17 protein-coding genes are annotated in these 17,633 nt (G+C 44.0%); 10 read left to right on the forward strand and 7 right to left on the reverse strand.

Features of this window, described 5'->3' with window-relative positions:
* The first annotated feature begins 619 nt into the window (after positions 1-619).
* The gene (locus L9W92_RS10845; RefSeq protein ID WP_240083783.1) at positions 620-790 is read left to right on the forward strand and encodes a hypothetical protein; all 171 of its coding nucleotides are present in this window, start codon (positions 620-622) and stop codon (positions 788-790) included.
* 132 nt (positions 791-922) lie between these two features.
* Here the strand turns inward: L9W92_RS10845 and L9W92_RS10850 are convergent, their stop codons facing one another.
* From L9W92_RS10850 to L9W92_RS10880, 7 genes are all read right to left on the reverse strand, one after another.
* The gene (locus L9W92_RS10850) at positions 923-1,171 is read right to left on the reverse strand and encodes a DUF896 domain-containing protein (RefSeq protein ID WP_240083784.1); all 249 of its coding nucleotides are present in this window, start codon (positions 1,169-1,171) and stop codon (positions 923-925) included.
* Between the two features lie 109 nt (positions 1,172-1,280).
* A complete protein-coding gene (locus tag L9W92_RS10855; protein ID WP_240083836.1) occupies positions 1,281-2,810 on the reverse strand; it encodes a spore germination protein in 1,530 nt (509 codons plus the stop codon).
* Between the two features lie 73 nt (positions 2,811-2,883).
* Positions 2,884-3,156, reverse strand: a complete 273-nt coding sequence (locus L9W92_RS10860; RefSeq protein ID WP_240083785.1) for a transcriptional regulator — start codon at positions 3,154-3,156, stop codon at positions 2,884-2,886.
* 114 nt (positions 3,157-3,270) lie between these two features.
* Positions 3,271-4,512: an HD domain-containing phosphohydrolase gene (locus tag L9W92_RS10865; protein ID WP_240083786.1), complete on the reverse strand. Its 1,242-nt coding sequence runs from the start codon at positions 4,510-4,512 to the stop codon at positions 3,271-3,273.
* Between the two features lie 145 nt (positions 4,513-4,657).
* Positions 4,658-5,104 carry a hypothetical protein gene (locus L9W92_RS10870; RefSeq protein WP_240083787.1) on the reverse strand — a complete coding sequence of 149 codons (447 nt, stop codon included), beginning with the start codon at positions 5,102-5,104 and terminating at the stop codon, positions 4,658-4,660.
* Positions 5,105-5,116: 12 nt separating this feature from the next.
* Entirely contained in the window at positions 5,117-5,827 is a 711-nt protein-coding gene (locus tag L9W92_RS10875) for a ferredoxin-like domain-containing protein (protein ID WP_240083788.1), read from the reverse strand.
* Positions 5,828-5,944: 117 nt separating this feature from the next.
* Positions 5,945-8,848 (reverse strand): CHASE4 domain-containing protein, encoded by a 2,904-nt coding sequence (locus L9W92_RS10880; protein ID WP_240083789.1) that lies wholly within the window; start codon positions 8,846-8,848, stop codon positions 5,945-5,947.
* Between the two features lie 285 nt (positions 8,849-9,133).
* Here L9W92_RS10880 and L9W92_RS10885 point away from each other — a divergent pair, with 285 nt between their 5' ends.
* From L9W92_RS10885 to L9W92_RS10925, 9 genes are all read left to right on the forward strand, one after another.
* Positions 9,134-11,920, forward strand: a complete 2,787-nt coding sequence (locus L9W92_RS10885) for an MEDS domain-containing protein (RefSeq protein ID WP_240083790.1) — start codon at positions 9,134-9,136, stop codon at positions 11,918-11,920.
* Positions 11,921-12,037: 117 nt separating this feature from the next.
* Complete coding sequence (locus L9W92_RS10890) at positions 12,038-12,706, forward strand: hypothetical protein (protein WP_240083791.1); 669 nt, start codon at positions 12,038-12,040, stop codon at positions 12,704-12,706.
* 51 nt (positions 12,707-12,757) lie between these two features.
* Entirely contained in the window at positions 12,758-13,462 is a 705-nt protein-coding gene (locus L9W92_RS10895; RefSeq protein ID WP_240083792.1) for a hypothetical protein, read from the forward strand.
* Positions 13,463-13,464: 2 nt separating this feature from the next.
* On the forward strand, positions 13,465-14,079 hold the full coding sequence (locus L9W92_RS10900) for an accessory gene regulator ArgB-like protein (RefSeq protein WP_240083793.1): 615 nt from the start codon (positions 13,465-13,467) through the stop codon (positions 14,077-14,079).
* A gap of 1 nt (position 14,080) precedes the next feature.
* The gene (locus L9W92_RS10905; protein WP_240083794.1) at positions 14,081-14,200 is read left to right on the forward strand and encodes a cyclic lactone autoinducer peptide; all 120 of its coding nucleotides are present in this window, start codon (positions 14,081-14,083) and stop codon (positions 14,198-14,200) included.
* Between the two features lie 299 nt (positions 14,201-14,499).
* The gene (locus L9W92_RS10910) at positions 14,500-15,135 is read left to right on the forward strand and encodes a sensor histidine kinase (protein ID WP_240083795.1); all 636 of its coding nucleotides are present in this window, start codon (positions 14,500-14,502) and stop codon (positions 15,133-15,135) included.
* Positions 15,128-15,844 carry a LytR/AlgR family response regulator transcription factor gene (locus tag L9W92_RS10915; RefSeq protein WP_240083796.1) on the forward strand — a complete coding sequence of 239 codons (717 nt, stop codon included), beginning with the start codon at positions 15,128-15,130 and terminating at the stop codon, positions 15,842-15,844. The genes L9W92_RS10910 and L9W92_RS10915 overlap by 8 nt, the downstream gene beginning before the upstream one ends.
* A gap of 137 nt (positions 15,845-15,981) precedes the next feature.
* The gene (locus L9W92_RS10920) at positions 15,982-16,143 is read left to right on the forward strand and encodes a hypothetical protein (protein WP_240083797.1); all 162 of its coding nucleotides are present in this window, start codon (positions 15,982-15,984) and stop codon (positions 16,141-16,143) included.
* A 388-nt stretch (positions 16,144-16,531) separates the two neighbouring features.
* Positions 16,532-17,620 (forward strand): TRAP transporter substrate-binding protein, encoded by a 1,089-nt coding sequence (locus tag L9W92_RS10925; RefSeq protein WP_240083837.1) that lies wholly within the window; start codon positions 16,532-16,534, stop codon positions 17,618-17,620.
* Positions 17,621-17,633 lie beyond the last annotated feature (13 nt).

Raw genomic sequence — 17,633 nt, forward strand, 5'->3', positions numbered from 1 at the left:
GACAACCTTTTCTTTAGCCACAATAGCGCACCTTTGACAATTATTTTTAATTAACTCTAAAACAGAGTTAATCAGTAGGATTTCATGGGATGATCTTAGCATGGCAAATAATTATTGTCAACATTAACACTATTCCAGTAAGACTTAACACCATGTTCACCTTAATTATTAGAAAATGGCGCTGCTGTCAAGCGATCAATTATAGGCGGCAAAATATCAAGGAAATATTCCACATCCCTCTTTCAAGAGTAAGCCGGAGCGATCCGCGAGCGGTTTCCAGGGCGGTACGCCCATGGCCAGCAGCACATGCGAAGGTACCGTGGGAACCTGACGAACAGGCGGAACATCCCTTTGCTTCCCCTGACTCCTTCGATAAAAGTAAGAAACCTTCCTCATCTAAGAGAAAGGTTTCTTACTTTTACAAAGAGCCCGTAATGAACTACGCTACAGCCATTATAAATCCCTGCATAGCCCAGAACAATCTTTCGACTGCCGAGAACCATTACGGAACCTATAATGACCTTTGCTCGACTATCATGAATACCTAGGAAGCCTGCAGCAATCTTTCGACTGCTGCAAACCTCACATCAACAAATATAGTTAAATGTATCCGGCACCCATGATAATCTTAGCTCGACCGGTAAATATCCCTTACGACCTCATAGCAATCGTTTTCGACTGTTATAAAGCCTGCCGGAACACTTACCAGTCTGCCCTCCGGCTGATACCGAACCTTTTAGACCCGGCATCAACCTTCGGCCGGCTGTTACAAAGCCTTTTGACCCTGTAACAGCCTGGGCTCGTCCATTACAAACCCTTATTTATATTTTGTCTCCGGCAGCGGTTTTAATACAAGGTACTTAATCCCAAATATCGATTATTAATTGTTAATTACTTCTATATTGTATTGTATTCACGTTGTTTAATGCAGTTTGCCTTGTCCAGGCTCTCCCTGTCCCAAACAAGCTTCACAACCGCAAGCCACGTCATGTTTATCACCATTAGGCTTACGTCCTGCCGATTCCAGAGCGTCAACCACCTGCCGGCGTATGTTTTCCAGGTACATCTCACGGAGTTCTTTTTGTTCCTCTTTTTCCTGCGGCGAAAGTCCTCCGTTACGCTGTTTGCGGGCCAGAAAATTGATTCTATCTATTAATTCTTTGGTTATCAATCAAATCACCTCATCATTATTATACCATACACCACCCGCAATCCCCTTGTTTCAGAACCCGATGAAATAGGCCCGCCGTACTAAAAGCCCCTATAAAAGGGTTTTTATTTCAACTTTCCTTTTTTTCGCTTTCACTCCGGTTAAAAGGCTTGCGGGCCGGAGCAGAGACAACCTGACGGTCACGGTCGATTGGCCGCAAAACACTCGGCCTGGTGTTGCGCATTGAAACCGGCGTCCGCACCAGGACCCCGCCTAAGGCCTTTGCGTTAAAAGGCACCAGCGGCCATAGGTAAGGCACCCCGAAGGATTTATTCAGCGCTAGGGCCACAAAAGTGGCAATAACGCCAACCACAAAACCCGGCACCCGGAACAGCGCGGTCATGATGATCAATCCCAGCCGCACCAGCCGGTTGGCGTTGGCCATTTCAATGCTGGGAGTGAGAAAAGTGCCGATTGCCACCACGGCTACATACAAAACCACCTCCTGGGAAAACAGCCCTACTCTGGTGGCCAGCTCCCCGACTAACAGCGCCGCGATAATGCCTGTTGACGTCGCCAGGGCTGCCGGTGTATGAATGGTGGCCAGCCTGATCATGTCTATGGCAATCTCCGCCAGGATAAACTGCCATATTAGCGCCACCTCGCCGGGCTGGCTAACACCGATAAAAGCCAGCTGTGGCGGCAGCAATTCCGGATTGTTGGCGAATAGGAACCATAGCGGCAGTAAAAAAATTGAGGCCGCGACACCAATGAACCGCACCCAGCGCAGGTAAGCCCCCACGGTGGGATTCTGGCGGTATTCCTCGGCATGCTGCAGGTGGTGAAAATATGTGGCTGGGGCGATAATTACACTGGGCGAAGTGTCCACCAGCACCAGCACGTGCCCTTCCAGCAGGTGCATGGCGGCCACGTCCGGCCTCTCGGTATAACGCACCTTGGGGAAAGGGTTCCAGTAAGAACCTGGAGTAATCAACTCCTCCACCGATTTTTCACCCATCGGGATACCGTCAATCTTGATGTATTCTATCTTATCCTTTATGCTTTCCACCAGATCGGGGTTGGCTATATCTTCAATATAGCAAATAATTATGTCGGATTTCGACCGGGTCCCCACCTGGACGTATTCCATACGCAGCTTGGGGTCCCTGATCCGCCTGCGGATTAAGGCGGTGTTAAAAACCAGGGTTTCAACAAAGCCGTCCCTGGAACCCCGCACCACTCGCTCCAGATCCGGCTCTTCGGGACTGCGGATGGGGTAAATCCTGGCATCCATAATCAAGGCTTTATCCGAGCCCTCCGCCAATATAGCGAGGGGACCCGCCAGCACTTTATCGACAACATCCTCAAGATACTGTACTTCTTCCACTTCAGTATAGCCAAGATGGCTCCGGAACAGCTCTCTTATTCCTTCCGGGCGCATATCCTCATGACTGAGTTGGGTCAAGTTCTGCAGAACAATTGTCACAATTTGGTCGTTAGTTAAACCGTCCACAAAAAGCAAGGTGACATTTTTGCCGCCGATGACCAGTTCCCTGGTGAGAACGTCAAAGCTTTTTTCAATCCCTATTTCAGCGTCCAAAAGCCTGATATTTTTTTTCAAGTCCTTGCTGATCCTTGTTTTTTCTTGTTCCTTTTTCATCTCCGCGCTCCGGCGCACCCAAACCAACTCCTATCACACTTAATATGCTGAAGAACAATACCTGTGCCGGCTGTTAAACAGCATCCTTCAGATTTAGAAAATCTTGTCCAAGTTTGGTTAGACTGCACATTTTGCTTTTGCCTTCAGTCGCCACATCCACCAGGCCAAGAGCATAAAGCTGCATGACAATATGGTCCAGCACGGCCCTTTTGACCTTAGCGGTCAGAGAAAGCTCTTCTTTGTTCATGGAACCTTCTTCTTCAAGGGTTTTGATCACTCTTACCGCTTCTTCCGGGAGACGGTTCTGCACGCCGCCGAAGTACTCAACCAGTGTTGTAGTCATCATTCGCCGCTCCTTTTAAATATGATTTAACCTTATTATGGCCATTAATCAGTTAAGTAAACCTGCCTAATTATTAGATAAATCAGAGGCGACAACACTGCCAGCCTGGATGTCAGGTTACGAAGAAGCTCTCCACTGCGGGTACAAAAGAGAGTGGCGCGAACCGGCCGGAAGATAATCATAAATATCAAAAAGTTTACCAACTATTTCCCCGTCCAGGGCATTACTCAACACCATTTTACCCATAATTTCTTCAATACTTTTTTTACCCAGGCCAGGGCGGTAGGGCCTGTCCTCGCGAAGGGCGGTAAACACATCCGCAACAGCCATAATTCTAGCGCCAAGTGATAGTTGCGGGGCTTCCAGGCCAAAGGGATAGCCGCCGCCATTCGGTTTTTCGTGGTGGTACGCGGCCCACTCAGCAATAGTAGAAGGAATGCCTGCTTCTCTTAGGATATGAAAAGTGTAGTAAGTGTGTTGTTTAATTAAAGCAAATTCCTCCGCACTGAGAGAACCCGGCTTTTCCAGTATCTCATCCGGTATTGAGAGCTTGCCCAGATCGTGCAAAAACCCGGCAATTTCCATCATTATCAGATCTTCTCTCCCGAAATTCATGGCTTCAGCCAGTCGTACGGCGACATTGGCGACACCCTTCGAATGCAGGTACGTAAAAGGACTCTTATTATCAATAATGACAGCAAACATTTCAGCAATTTGTTTTAAATCGTTTAAACCAACTCTCTTTAACTGATTCTGCACGGGGTAAATCTGTTTGCTCAGCGCGAAAGGTGAAACTAGGTCGAGCCAAAAGCTTTCCCGCCGGGCCAAGCTTCTAAAAGTAACTACCAGCTCCGGGTCGAAAACCTGACCGGTCTTACTTTCAATAGCGCGGATAATATCATCCCTCTTTATTAATACATGTTCTTCCTTTGACATTAAGACATCAATCCGGTCGGCCAGGTGGATAATTCTTGCCGCCAGGGGAATCCTTTTTCCGGCGAACCCCGATCTGTTCCCGCCGCCAAAGCGGTCGTGATGGTGCCGGATAATCTCCGCGACAGGTTTTAGAAAGTCAACCTTGCTAATTATTTCATAGCCATTACTGCAATGTTCCCACGGTTCGAAAATTTCAAATTCAGCCAGTTTTACCTTCTCTCCCCAGGTACTGACACCGGCATCATGGATAAGCGAAGCTAAAAGGATCATCTCTCTTTCATCCTCCGTCAGGCCTATTTCTTCAGCCAGGGCTGTCCCGATATAAGCTACCTGCAGATGGTGCCTGGCGATTCCCTCCTTGGTAAAGTCCAGGCAAAGAGAAAGGGATGACAGAAGACGGTGCGGATCCATTAATATCTTCATATAAACCTCCAGTCAAGATAAATAATTAATCCATCCTGTGCACGTCCGGTATTTTTAAACAACCCGCAAGCAATAAAGCTGCTCCAATTAAAAGCTATCCGCCAACAGCGGATAGCTTTTAATAATACGCATTATATTTTACCGATCAAGTTTTTATCGCTGCGGCAATCAGTTCTGAAAGTGTTTTATTTTGTTCCTTGACTTTGATGAGGTATTGAAAAACGCTGCCGGGGTAGTCAATCTCCTGGGACAGGGTGGTATATTCCAGGCAAGTCCGGGTAAGAGCAATCACACAGTTAGGAGAGTGGTTATCCTGGCACTGCCGGCATTGGCGGCAAGTTTCGGCCAGACCGGGGGCTACTGTTTCCGGATAATAGGTCTTTAAATCCCGGGTGGGGATAAGCTTATTGGCGCCGGGAATATCCAGCACACCATTCTCCATGGAAAAACGCAAGGCCCGTTTGCTGAAACCAATCAAACAAGCGGATTCTTTGCATGCGGGACTTTTTATCTTGTCACAGTTAGCGCATAACTTTTCCAAATGTTTATATATACTCTGCAGGTCTATTTCATTCAAACTTCTTATAATCACCAGGACATCCTCCTATTCACCTGAAGTAAGGAATGCAACAAATTCCTCGTCAACATCATTTTTTTCCGGAAGCTGAAAATTTGGAGTAAAAGCCTCAATACCCAACCTCGAGATAGTTTTACAAAGCCTTTCCTCTGGTTCCGCAAATTTACGATATTTATCCAGCACAAAATCCAACACCTGGAAGACAGTACGCTGATCGCATTTTTTCGCTATTGTCCGCCCATGCAAAGGGTTCCCGCTGCTGCCCCGGCCGCCTATGGCGATATTATACAGGTTTCTGCTGCAGCCAATTATTCCGAAGTCCGCGCAGTAAGGGTCGGTACAGCCCCGGGGACATCCGGCCACCGCTATTTTGAAGTCATCCGGGACAGGTTGTCCGAGGTATTTTGATTGAATTTCAATGCCGATATTGAGCGCGTCGGTTATTGCCCGACGGCAAAGTTCTGCATTACCGGAGCAAGCCTTAACTGCTCTGATGGAATTCCCAAACGGAGAAATATTTAAGCCAAGAATTTGCAATTCTTCTTTAAAAGCCGGCAGTTTATCTTCTTCCAGCAACACTATCACTGTTTGCCGGGAAGTTAACTTTAAGCCGCTTGATTCCAGATCTTCGGCTATCTTACCAAGGCCGGCAAACTGCCGTGGAGTCATTACCCCGCAGGCTGCTATGACATTGACAGCGATTTGCTTATTTTTCTGCCTGAATATTGCCTCTCCCATAATTATCACCCCATCCATTTTTATCTAATATTCCACTAATATTCAACATGAACGGATTATTTCCTTTAACACGTAATTATTACTGTTATCCATAGTATCCTCAGGAATTTTACCGTCTTAACAGCTTACTCCAAGCCTTTCATCCAACACCTGCACAAACTTTTGCACCAAACACGAATCAAACTGTGTGCCGGAACACCTTTTTAATTCAGCGACAGCTTCCTCGTGCGTCATCGCTTTCCGGTAAGGACGGTCGCTTGTCATCGCGTCGTATGCGTCTACAATGGCCAAAATACGACACTCTTGCGGAATATTTTCACCACTCAGCCCCGAGGGGTAACCTTTTCCGTCGAACGACTCATGATGCTTCAGGATCCAATCGGCAATAGGGACCAGATCCGGCACTGAATTGGCGATTTGGAAGCCAATTTCACAGTGCTTTTTAATTTCATTCAGTTCCTCGTTATTCAAGGAGCATGGTTTGAAAAGGATCCGGTCGGGGATGCCGACTTTGCCCAAATCGTGAAAGAGGACGAAGAGGCGCAGGTCATTTAATTTATATTCGGGCAAGCCGCAAGCCAGGGCCAATTGCACCACCAAGTCCTGCATGCGCTCCGAGTGTCCCTCTGTTGCGAAATCTCTTGTTTCGAGTATCTTCTTCAGAGCCTGCACAATGATGCTGCGGGTGCTTTGGGTGTGGCTAAGTTTTTCCCGGTACATATTAATGTCCGCTTCTTTAAAAAGTTCGGCGGGTTTTCGCGTACTTTTTTCACCAATGGCAAACCCTATGGACATGCTTAAAGGGATTTCTGGATTGGCCAAATTATATTTTTCAATGGATTCCCGTATACGCTGGCAGGCTTTCTCCAAAGAACGCAAGTCTATACGGGGGAGCAAAACCACATATTCATCACCGCCGATACGGGCAACCATGTCACCTTTGCGGAAGCAATTTTTTAAAATCTCCGCCGCAGAAACAAGCATGTCGTTGCCGGCGTCGTGCCCCATGGTATCGTTGACAAGCTTGAGTCCGTCCAGGTCACAGACAATAACCCCAAGAGGCAAATACCGCTCTCCTTCCAAACGCCGCATTTCTTCATTAAAGTAAGCGCGGTTGTGCAGGCCGGTAAGCGGATCGTATAGGCTCAAGTATTTGAGCTGTTCCTCCATTCGCTTGCGTTCGGTGATGTCATAGTAATGCTCGATCCGCCCGCCGGCGTAAAGGCCTAACTTGACCGGATGGCTCCAATGCTCCAGCCAGCGTTCCCGGCGCTCACCTGCGGGCAGAACATGACATTCGAGATTTTCGACATATTTATTGACGGCGTATAAAGACAGCAGCCTTTGAGCAAAACTTTCCTTATCCTCAAAAATATGCTTTATCTTTTGATCAATCAGAATCCGTATGTCTTTACCGGCAACTTCATCTTGGCAAAGTCCCATGAAGCTTTTTAAAGCCCGGTTCAGCCAAACGATCTTAAAATCTCTATCAAGAATGAGAATGCCTACCCCTGAGCTGTCCAGGACGTCATCGACCATGGTGCGGTACTTTTCTTCGCTTTCTATGAGAGCCTGGTGCGCAATGCGCAGCGCCTCCTCGGCCCGTTTGCGCTCGGTAATGTCTAATAAAGAAGCCAAGCTTTTTCTGGTCCCCGGGATAATGGATACTGTCACAATAATGTCTTTAACTTCACTCAGGCGATTAATGAGATGAAACTCATAATTTCTGGTGGCAAAATCCGGTTCGGTTCTGCGCTTCAGGTGATTCTCTTCCATCCGCTCCAGGTATTCTCCGGCAACGAATTCCGTCCATTTTTTCCTTCCTTCAATTTCCTCTTTACTGTAGCCGGAGATCCTCTCAAATTCCGTATTGGCCAACGATATCGTCATATCTTCCTCAACAATTATTGTCGCGTTCTTTGTGTTTTCGAAAACTGTCCGGTACAAGTCCTCACTTTCGCTCAGCCTTCGTCTGGAAGATTCCAGCGATTCCAGCATCTTGTTGATTTCACTCGCAAGCACGGACAATTCGTCGCTGCCACTTGCCGATACGCGTCCGGCGGGATTGCTGCTGGCGCCGATGTTTACCACGCTGCTACTAAGTCCGGCCAACCTTGACAATATCGTTTTCTCTAACAGCAGCAAGGACATCAGCGTGAGCACCAGGCAGACTGCCAGCATTGACAAAATAAAGTAGCGGACGCTGGTCTGGCCCTGCTTATAGATTTCTCTGGGAATGGACACTTTTAAAATCAAACCCGGCTCTTCGTATATATCCTGTACAAGGGCATAACCCACTATTGTTTCCGCATCCAGCGGCTGGATATAAACCGGCGCGTCTTCAGACAAAAAGGAACTCGCCGTTTGAAAATCAGGCGGCGCGTTCATATTACCAAACTCGCTTACATCAAGAGTTAAACCCGTTATGTCCGCCAGTCTTCTTATTACCGTGCCATTTAAATAAATTCCCATGATCAACGAGCCGTTGACCGGACCTTGCCTATCACTGGTCAGGACCGGACGGGACGCGACGAGCATGGGACCTTCGGGCAAAATAATAACTCCATGTACCTTGCTGTCTTTATCGTGGTGGGATAAAAGGGGATTATCAATAGTAAGGTATTGAGACAGACCATTTGGAACAGGAATTTCTTTTCTGTTTTCCAAATCAAAAGCTTTACTGAAAACAATCCGGCCTTGAGAGTTGATAAACGAAATAAAATTGATATTGAGTTCAACGAAAGTTGCATCCGGCAGATTGACCTTTATATAGTTTTCGTTAACGTCCTCAACGAAGCGGTAAGTATCATCCCAAGTTGCCCAGTCGCCCGCTTTTCTGTTTAATGTAATAACATTATCGGACAGCGCGTTCAAGATTCGCTGCACGTCTCTCCGGCCGCTCCGCTGTTCAAGGTCGTTAAAACTCCCAAGCAGGATGCTTTTTGTCACAGCGTACAACAGAATGACCAAAATAGTGACTGTAATACTGATAATTATCAAAGCTTTCTTACGCAGAGACAATAATTTGCCCTCCCCGGGAAACCAGTTATTCTGCTAATCAAATATTTCGCCAAAGGCGAGGAATGACTCAAAATAAATACATTTAAGGCATTTTAACGCGAGTTTTCGACATTAAACCTGTTTTTTCCTCTATTAAATAATAGCAGAAACGCGCATAATAACGTGATGTTTTAAAAATCAACCGCGAAAAACTTTGCTTTATGAATTGTCAGGTGAAATGCTTGCTGAAAAATGTAGATATTGTTAAAATAACAAAAATGCGAATAAGCGCCAGGAGGTGACTACTTGTCTTTCAACCCCGCCGACATAGAAGAAGCATTTTATAATATCAATCCCCACGATCATTTTTGCCTGATCTATAGAACACCGGAAGAATGGCGCGCCGCCGTTGTTTCTTTTCTGATCGCCGGGCTGATCAAAGGAGACAAGTGCCTTTATCTTGCGGACGACACGCACACCGCCGGCCAAATTCGCCAATATTTACGCGAGGCAGAGATTGACGTTGCCGCCGCCGAAACCTCCGGGCAACTCATAATACTGCAAAAAGCGGACATTTTTACGAAATTAAACCCTATTGTTCACGCCGGGATTATTGATTTACTAATCGATGAAACTAACAAAGCTGTCGCCGGGGGGTATCCGCTCTTGCGCGTAACCGGAGAAATGATTATGCCGGAGTGTCACCCGGACTCAGATAAGCCTTTGGCATATGAAGCCCGACTTAACCGGGAATTCTTTCCCGGTTACCCCTGCGCCGCCCTCTGCCAGTTCAACCGGAACAAAATTCCGCCCGCGCTCATTAAAGAGGCGCTCAAGACCCACCCCCTTCTGGTGAAAGACAGACGCTTTCACAAAAACTTTTATTACATTCCTCCGGGAGAATACTTTGATCCTAAACGCAGCGACAATGAAATAGATTATTTGCTTGATGTTCTGGAGCGCGAGCGCGACAGCAATTATTTTACCACATTAAACCAGCAGCTTCAGGACATGATAAAGCTCTTTCCGGACGCTACCTTTGCCGTTAACCGGGATAAGAAAGTAGTTGCCTGGAATCAGGCAATCGAAGAGATGACCGGAATGCGTAAGGAAGACATCATTGGCAAAGGTGATTTTGCTTACGCCATACCCCTGTACGGAGAAAAAAGGCCGTTTCTAATTGACATGATCCTGGGCGATTTTCCGGAAATTGAACACCAGTACGATTACTTTGAAAAAAAAGGGAGCACGATATACGCCGAAACATATGTACCGTTTCCCTTCAAAGAAAAGGGAGCGTACTTATGGGGAATAGCGTCACCGCTTTTTGACAGTAACGGCGACCTGATTGGCGCTGTTGAGTCCTTTCGCGATATAACCAAGTACAAGCAAATCGAATTTGAGTTAAGAGATCACCGTGCTCACCTGGAGAAATCAATTAATGAACGAACCAATGAACTGACGGTGGCCAACGAGCAGCTGCGACGGGAAATTTCCGAGCGCAAGCAGGCCGAGGTGGAACTAAAAAAAACCAATGAAGCGCTGGCAATGGCCAACGAAGAGCTGATAGCCATTAACGAGGAGTTGCTGTCAACCGAGGAAGAGCTCAAGCTGCAGTTCGAAAAGCTGCAGGCAAGCGAGGGAGCCCTGGCGTCAGCCAACCGGCGGCTGCAGGACATCATCGAATTTCTCCCGGACGCCATATTTGTTGTTGACAATGATAAAAGAGTAATCGCCTGGAACCGGGCCATCGAAGAGATGACCGGGGTACCGAAAGAAAAAATGCTGGGTAAGAGTAACGCTTACGCAATACCCTTTTACGGAGAAACCCGTCATATTTTAATTGACGTTGCTTTTGAAATGAATGAAAATGCGAAACCACAGTATTACTCTTATAAAAAAGACGGCCATTCCGTGCACGGTTCAGCTTTTGTGCCAAGAATGTACGGGGGGAAGGGGGCTTACCTCTGGGGAATCGCCTCCCCCCTGTTTGACCGGGATGGAAATCTGGCCGGTGCAATTGAATCCATCCGGGACATAACCGAACAAAGATTAATGGAAAACCAGCTCAAGTATCTGAGCATGCATGATTCCCTTACCGGCCTGCACAACCGCGCATATTTTGAAGAAAAGATGCGCCGGTTGGAGGAAAGGCGCGACATTTCAGCCGGTATTATCGTATGTGACGTGGACGGCCTTAAGCTTGTCAACGACACTTTGGGACACGATACCGGAGACTTGCTGCTCATAGCGGCAGCCAGCGTCATTAAGGATTCTTTCCGCGAGAACGATATGATAGCCCGCATTGGGGGCGATGAATTCGCAGTGTTGTTGCCGAATAGTGAAATTAAAATAATTGAAAGCGCCTGCGATAGAATCCAAGAAGGCGTTGCCAGGCACAACGCGGCCAATCTGGAACTGCCGTTAAGCATATCCGCCGGTTTTGCCGTGAGAAGCGACGAGTCGGTAAAAATGAGCGACCTTTTTAAAGAAGCGGACAACAAAATGTACCGGGAAAAACTGCACCGGCACCAAAGCGCGCGCAGCGCCATAGTGCAGACCCTCATGAAGGCCCTGGAAGCCAGGGATTTTATCACCGAGGAGCATGCGGAACGCATCCAAAGCCTGGTATCAAACCTCGCCGCGGCTATCGATCTTTCCGAACGCAGTATCAACGACCTGCGTCTTTTGGCACAATTTCATGATATCGGCAAGATCGGCATTCCGGACAGTATTCTCATGAAGCCCGGTTTCTTAACCATTGATGAAGTCGTCGAGATGCGGCAGCACTGTGAAATCGGCCACCGCATAGCCATGTTGTCGCCCGACCTCGTTCCCATAGCCGGCTGGATTCTGAAACACCACGAATGGTGGAACGGTCAAGGCTACCCGCTTGGGCTAAAAAAAGAAGAAATACCCCTGGAATGCCGCATCCTCGCCATAGCCGACGCTTATGACGCCATGACCAGCAACCGCCCTTACCGGAAGGCCATGTCCCACGAGGCAGCCTTGGCTGAACTTGCAAAGTGCGCCGACATACAATTTGATCCTTACCTGGTGGAGAAATTTGTTCGACTGCATAAATGCAGATAACTGTATGTACTGTTTTTTTCTGTATATTTATTTAAAAGCAATATTTTAGAATATTCATAAAAGTATTGTCAAGAGGTAAATATTGCTATATAATCACTAAAAGAGGAGAATTTGTTTATGGACCAGATGCCTCTTTTAGCCGTCATTTTTTATTCCATACCCGAGAGCGTGCTGTTGTTTTCTTTCGGACTGACAATAGTGGGGGAATACATTAACTTCAAAAGAGTCCTTGTCGCCGCAGTAATATCGGCTTTTTCATCAATGTTTATCAGGGCTAATGTTCCTTTCGGCATCCATAGCATAATCGGTGTTTTTATAATTTTTATATTATCTTGGAAGCTATTAAAAATAAATCCATGGAAAGCGTTAATATCTTCTCTGATTAGTGTAAATGCATTTATACTGCTGGATACTATTATTATGCCAATTATCTTAACAGAACAAAATCTTACTATTGGAGAACTATGGAAAGATAATCTAAAAAGAATCATTTATTTTTATCCAAGCTTAACCATATACGGCTTGACAACTTGGTTCCTATATAGCAAGAAAATATATTTAATAAAGGGAGTTAGAGTCAGCAGCGATACTAAATATAGTAATGCACGCTACCTAGTAACATTAACGATTTTACTTCAAGGCATATTTTTAGCAGCCATTAATGAACATCTATTTTTCCAAGGAAATTATTCATTATTTATTAAATCACTCTATATTATTTTTCTCATTTCTTCTATTTTTTTTCTTAAAAAGTTATATGGTGGTGATGATCAAAAGAAGGCCTAAAACCGGGACAAGACATAAATTATGTTAACTAAATAAAAGGAGAACCGGGATATGGATAAAATGCCTTTAATTGCAGTGTTATTTCAATCAGTACCAGAGGAAATAATAGTATACTCCTTTGGCATGGCCGTTGTTGGAGAATATATCAATATTAAAAAAATTACTATTGCTGCTTTGATAACCGCATTTGCAATGATGTTTGTAAGATGGTTCATTCCCTATTTTGGTCTTCATAGCATAGTTGGCATGCTAATCTTATTTATACTCTTCTGGAGATACTTGGGATTGGAAGCCTGGAAAGCGATAATTTCTTCACTACTAAGTTTAACAGCTTTAATATTGTTAGACGATTTTATTTTGCAAGCAATATTAAACCTGAAACATATCACTTTAACAGAAGGATTTCAAAATAATTTTATTCGAATCACATATACATATCCTCACTTAGTCGTATTTGGCCTAATTACATGGATTATATATTATAAAAAATGGTTTTTAATTAAGGGGAGTAGAGTAAGCAACATTGAATATACAAAAGAGAAAATGAAAGAACCTTTAATCCTAACAACAATTGTTCTTTCTCAGGGAATTATTTTAGTAATTCTTAATATGTATTTTGGTTACATAAATAAATATTCATTAATTACAAAATTGTTAAGTCTTATATATTTTTCCCTGTCAATTATATTTTTGAAATATTTTTGGTCGTTAAAAGATGAGGTAGATGAATTAACTCGCAATACGGAGATGTATTAATAATGAATTTAATTTCATTACATTCAATAGCGATAGATTTAAGTAATGTCATTGCACGTGAGTTGAAGTATGATAACTTTAAGAAAGCCAAAATAAGTTATGGCCTAGAAGTAGTAATAGGAGCAATAATAAAGTTAATTGTTTTTACCACTATACCCTTTTGGTTTGGTGTGTTGAAGCAATCATTAATTGCCATGCTTACCATTGCATTCATGAGATATGCTTCCGGCGGCATCCACTTAAAAACATTTAATAAATGTTTAATTGTTTCAACTGCTGTATTTGTATCCATCGGCATGTTGGCAAAAGTTTTAGTAATTAGTGATTACTTATATTATATTTTAAATGTTGCTTCATTTTTAATTGTTGTATTAAGGGCGCCGGTTGATCCACCCGAAAAACCAATAAAAACAAAACAACAAAGATATGTGAGGAAAATAATATCTGTAATTGTACTGTTATTATTAATATATATTTCCAGCAACACTATTGAAAATGATATTAAAAATTCAATTATTTTGGCTATTTATATCCAGGTACTGACCTTAACTGGCTGGGAAAAAACTATTTATAAATATATTACTCAGTTAAAACTAAATGCAAAGGAGGTGAATTAGAATGAAAAAGCATATTTGGGGTTTCATTGCCACTCTTTCATTGTTTGTGTTTTCCATAGGCATTCACCCAACTTGTTTATCGTCTTTTTACCAGCCGGAATTGCCAGAAGAACTTAAATAATATATATATATTAATTTAATTATTGTATTTTCGCACTCCTCTTTATGGGGAGTGATCTTTTGTTTATATGTTTTAGAGGATTATAGATTATGAAGTCACAAGATACTATAAACAAGAAATATATCTACGCGTTATTTTTTATTCTAATTCAAGCTACCTTTTTTATTACAATCATTCTATCCTATAAAAATTTTGCAGAAAATTTTTTATTAATTTTGATAATCGCTTTAAGTTTGTTATATCCATTAATCACTTTTATAATAATTTATTTATACTTAAAATATGATAGTCAAAAAGAAATGATCAAAAAAATAGAGGAATTCAATATAAGCCTGCGAAAACAACGGCATGACTTTTATATACATTTACAGGTAATATCCGGTTTAATCGATTGCGACGAAATAGATGAAGCTCTTAATTATCTAAGTTCAATAGAAGCCTCGGTGAAAAACAAATCCCTGGTATATAAGTGCAACAACACCCAAATAGGTATCGTCTTAAGCGCTTTTGCCATGAAGGCTGAGGCGAAAGGAATCCGTTTCGAGCTATACGGACTTGACGACTTTTCGAAATTTCCTCTATCCTCAACACACGCGGTGACAGTCCTGTCAAATCTGTTAAGCAACTCACTGGAAAATTGCGAAAAGAACGGCTGCGTCTATGTTGAAACCGAAATTGTCCAAAATTACTTTTACCTGAAAGTGATCAACGACGGCAAGCCAATTGAGATTATCCACGGAGACAATCCTGCCGACTGGCAAAAAGAGTTGTTTCTGGGAAAAAGCAGCAAAGGGGAAGACCGGGGGCTGGGACTATTAATTATCAAGGAAATATTAGCGCAATACGATGATTGCAATTTATTCCTCCTGGGTAGGGAAAAGCCAACTTTTATGTTAAAATTAAAAATAGTTGGCGGGGTGAAGGAAAATGATTAGGGCTATTATTGCGGACGATGAACCTGTAGCGATACGGCATTTAAAAAAGATACTTATCCAACTGCGCTCCAATATCGAAATCATCGGCGAAGTTGCCGCCCCTGAACAAGTCTTTCCCATGGTCGCGGAAAAACACCCTGACATAATATTCCTTGATATTGACTTTAACAGGGAGGACATAGACGGTTTAATACTCGCAGATAAAATTTATGAGCATTTCCCGGCCGCCATGATCATTTATATCTCCGCGCACCATGAATTCAAGTCGGACGCATGGGAAAGAAAAGCGGTAATCCTGGGTTATATTGACAAGCCCTTTAGCAAGATGAAAGTCGAGCGGGTATTGTTAAAAATTGCCAATTATATATCTTATGACCGTATTGAAATTAAAGACAAAAACAACATATTGCATTATCTCAGCCCGGGCGAAATTGTGATGTGCGAACGGGAAAAAAACGCAAAGAATACCATAGTGCATTGCGACAACAAGGAAATTAACACCTCCATATCGTTGACTGCAATAGAAAAAATGCTTACAGGCTCTAAAAAACTGTTGAGAATCAGCAGGTCATATATTATCAACATTACTAAAATAGATCAGGTGTCCATATTCAGCAAGAGCTCTTATGTCGTCCAGTTCAAGAATTCCACATGCGAAGCCTACATTGGCAAAGAAACGGCCCATGAATTGAACTTAATCTCAAAATAAATTGCTTTTCAAAATTCGACAAAATGGGCGTCGATCCCCCAAACACGGTTTTCACGGCAAAGCTATTGCAGGAATGACATTTTGGTGCTAACCTTATTGGCGGTAGCTTTGAATACTATAGGAAAACGGTGTTAAAAATGAGTAATATTGATGAATTAACCAATGAGTTTGATGTATTCAGTCAGCTTTATGAGAAAGAAGAAGATCCCAAGGTGAAAGACGTTCTTATAAAGCACTTGCTTGAGATCGCGAAAGCGGTCGGCAGTATGGCTTTAAAAGATCAAACAAGCTTAGATTGACCACTGCGGTAATAATCGCCGGTAAAGCTTGTTATAATCCTGGTGACTCGTTTAGCTTCCGCTAAATTTCGGGACTGCGGCGGGGGATTATACCCCTACCGCAGTCTTAGTTGGTAACCCCCACTTATTGAAGTGGAGGTTTTTGCAGTCTAAGCAAAATTATTGATAAAAGTTTCCCGCCGGGCAGGAAAAATGCTCAGCATGTCGAAGCTATTATTTATCAAAATTTAATTAAGTAGAACAGTAGGACGGCAGGTAAGTAGATGAGGTTGCCTGGTTATGGGTATTCCATCTTGGAATAAAGGATAGTCTGCTTTTCTTTGAACAAAACTCCTACGGGAGTTTTTTATTTTGCATAAGATTAAAAGGAGGTCATGTATTGAAAAGGATGTCGTGTGCCAGAGGCGGAAGTGTGTTTTCACGGGTGGACAAAAGAGTGTCCGTCTTATTGGTGTTGCTTATGATTTTCGCTTTGGCCGGTTGTTCTTCCGGTTCTTCACCGGGGCAGGCTAAAAAGCAAGGGGCCGTGGAGCTGAATTTAGCGCATTTCTTTCCCGCCACCCACCCGGCTGAAACTGAACTGATTCAACCGTGGGCGAAAGCTATTTCTGAAGCCACCGACGGTCAGGTAATAATTAAAAGCAACCCCGGCGAGACCCTGCTGAAAGCAGACGGTATTTATGAGGGCGTGGTCAACGGGGTCGCCGACATTGGTCTTTCCTGCTTCTCTTATACTCGGGGCCGCTTCCCGGTGCTTGAAGCATTCGAATTACCCGGCACCACATACAACAACTCCAAGGTAGCCAGCAAGGTCGCCTGGGAGGGAATTAAACAGCTTAATCCCCAAGAAATCCAGGATACCAAGCTGATGATGGTTTTTTGCACCGGCCCTGGCGATTTGTTCACAAAAATTCCGGTCAACAGCCTGGAAGATTTGCAGGGGCTCGGAATCAGGGCGACGGGACTGAGCGCAGATACTCTTAAAGCGCTGGGAGCCAACCCTGTGCCCATGCCTCAGTCCGACGCCTATGAAGCTTTATCCAAGGGAGTTGTCAAGGGCAACCTCTCTACCGTGGAGGTGCTGAAGGGCTGGAAGCACGCCGAAGTAACGCAATATCTGACCAGAACCCCGTTTCTTTACAACACTTTGTTTTTTATCACAATGAACCTCGACAAGTGGAACTCGCTGTCTCCGGAAAACCAGAAAGCCATTGAGGAAGTCAGCAAGGAATACTTTGAAGAGGTGGCAATTAGTTTATGGGATAAACAGGCCGAGACTGCGCTGAAATATGCTTTTGATGAAAAAGGCATGAAAGAGATCAAGCTTTCAGACCAGGAAATAAGCCGGTGGGTAAACCTGGTAAAGCCAATGCAGGATGATTTCGTGAAGAAAATGAATGAAAAGGGCTACCAAGGACAACAAATTATGGATACAGTCAAGTCGCTTGCCGATAAGTACAATAAAGAATATAAATAGTATCGCCGGAGGT

This window comes from Pelotomaculum terephthalicicum JT, from assembly GCF_022410535.1.
In the GTDB taxonomy this organism is placed as follows: Bacteria; Bacillota; Desulfotomaculia; order Desulfotomaculales; family Pelotomaculaceae; genus Pelotomaculum_D; species Pelotomaculum_D terephthalicicum.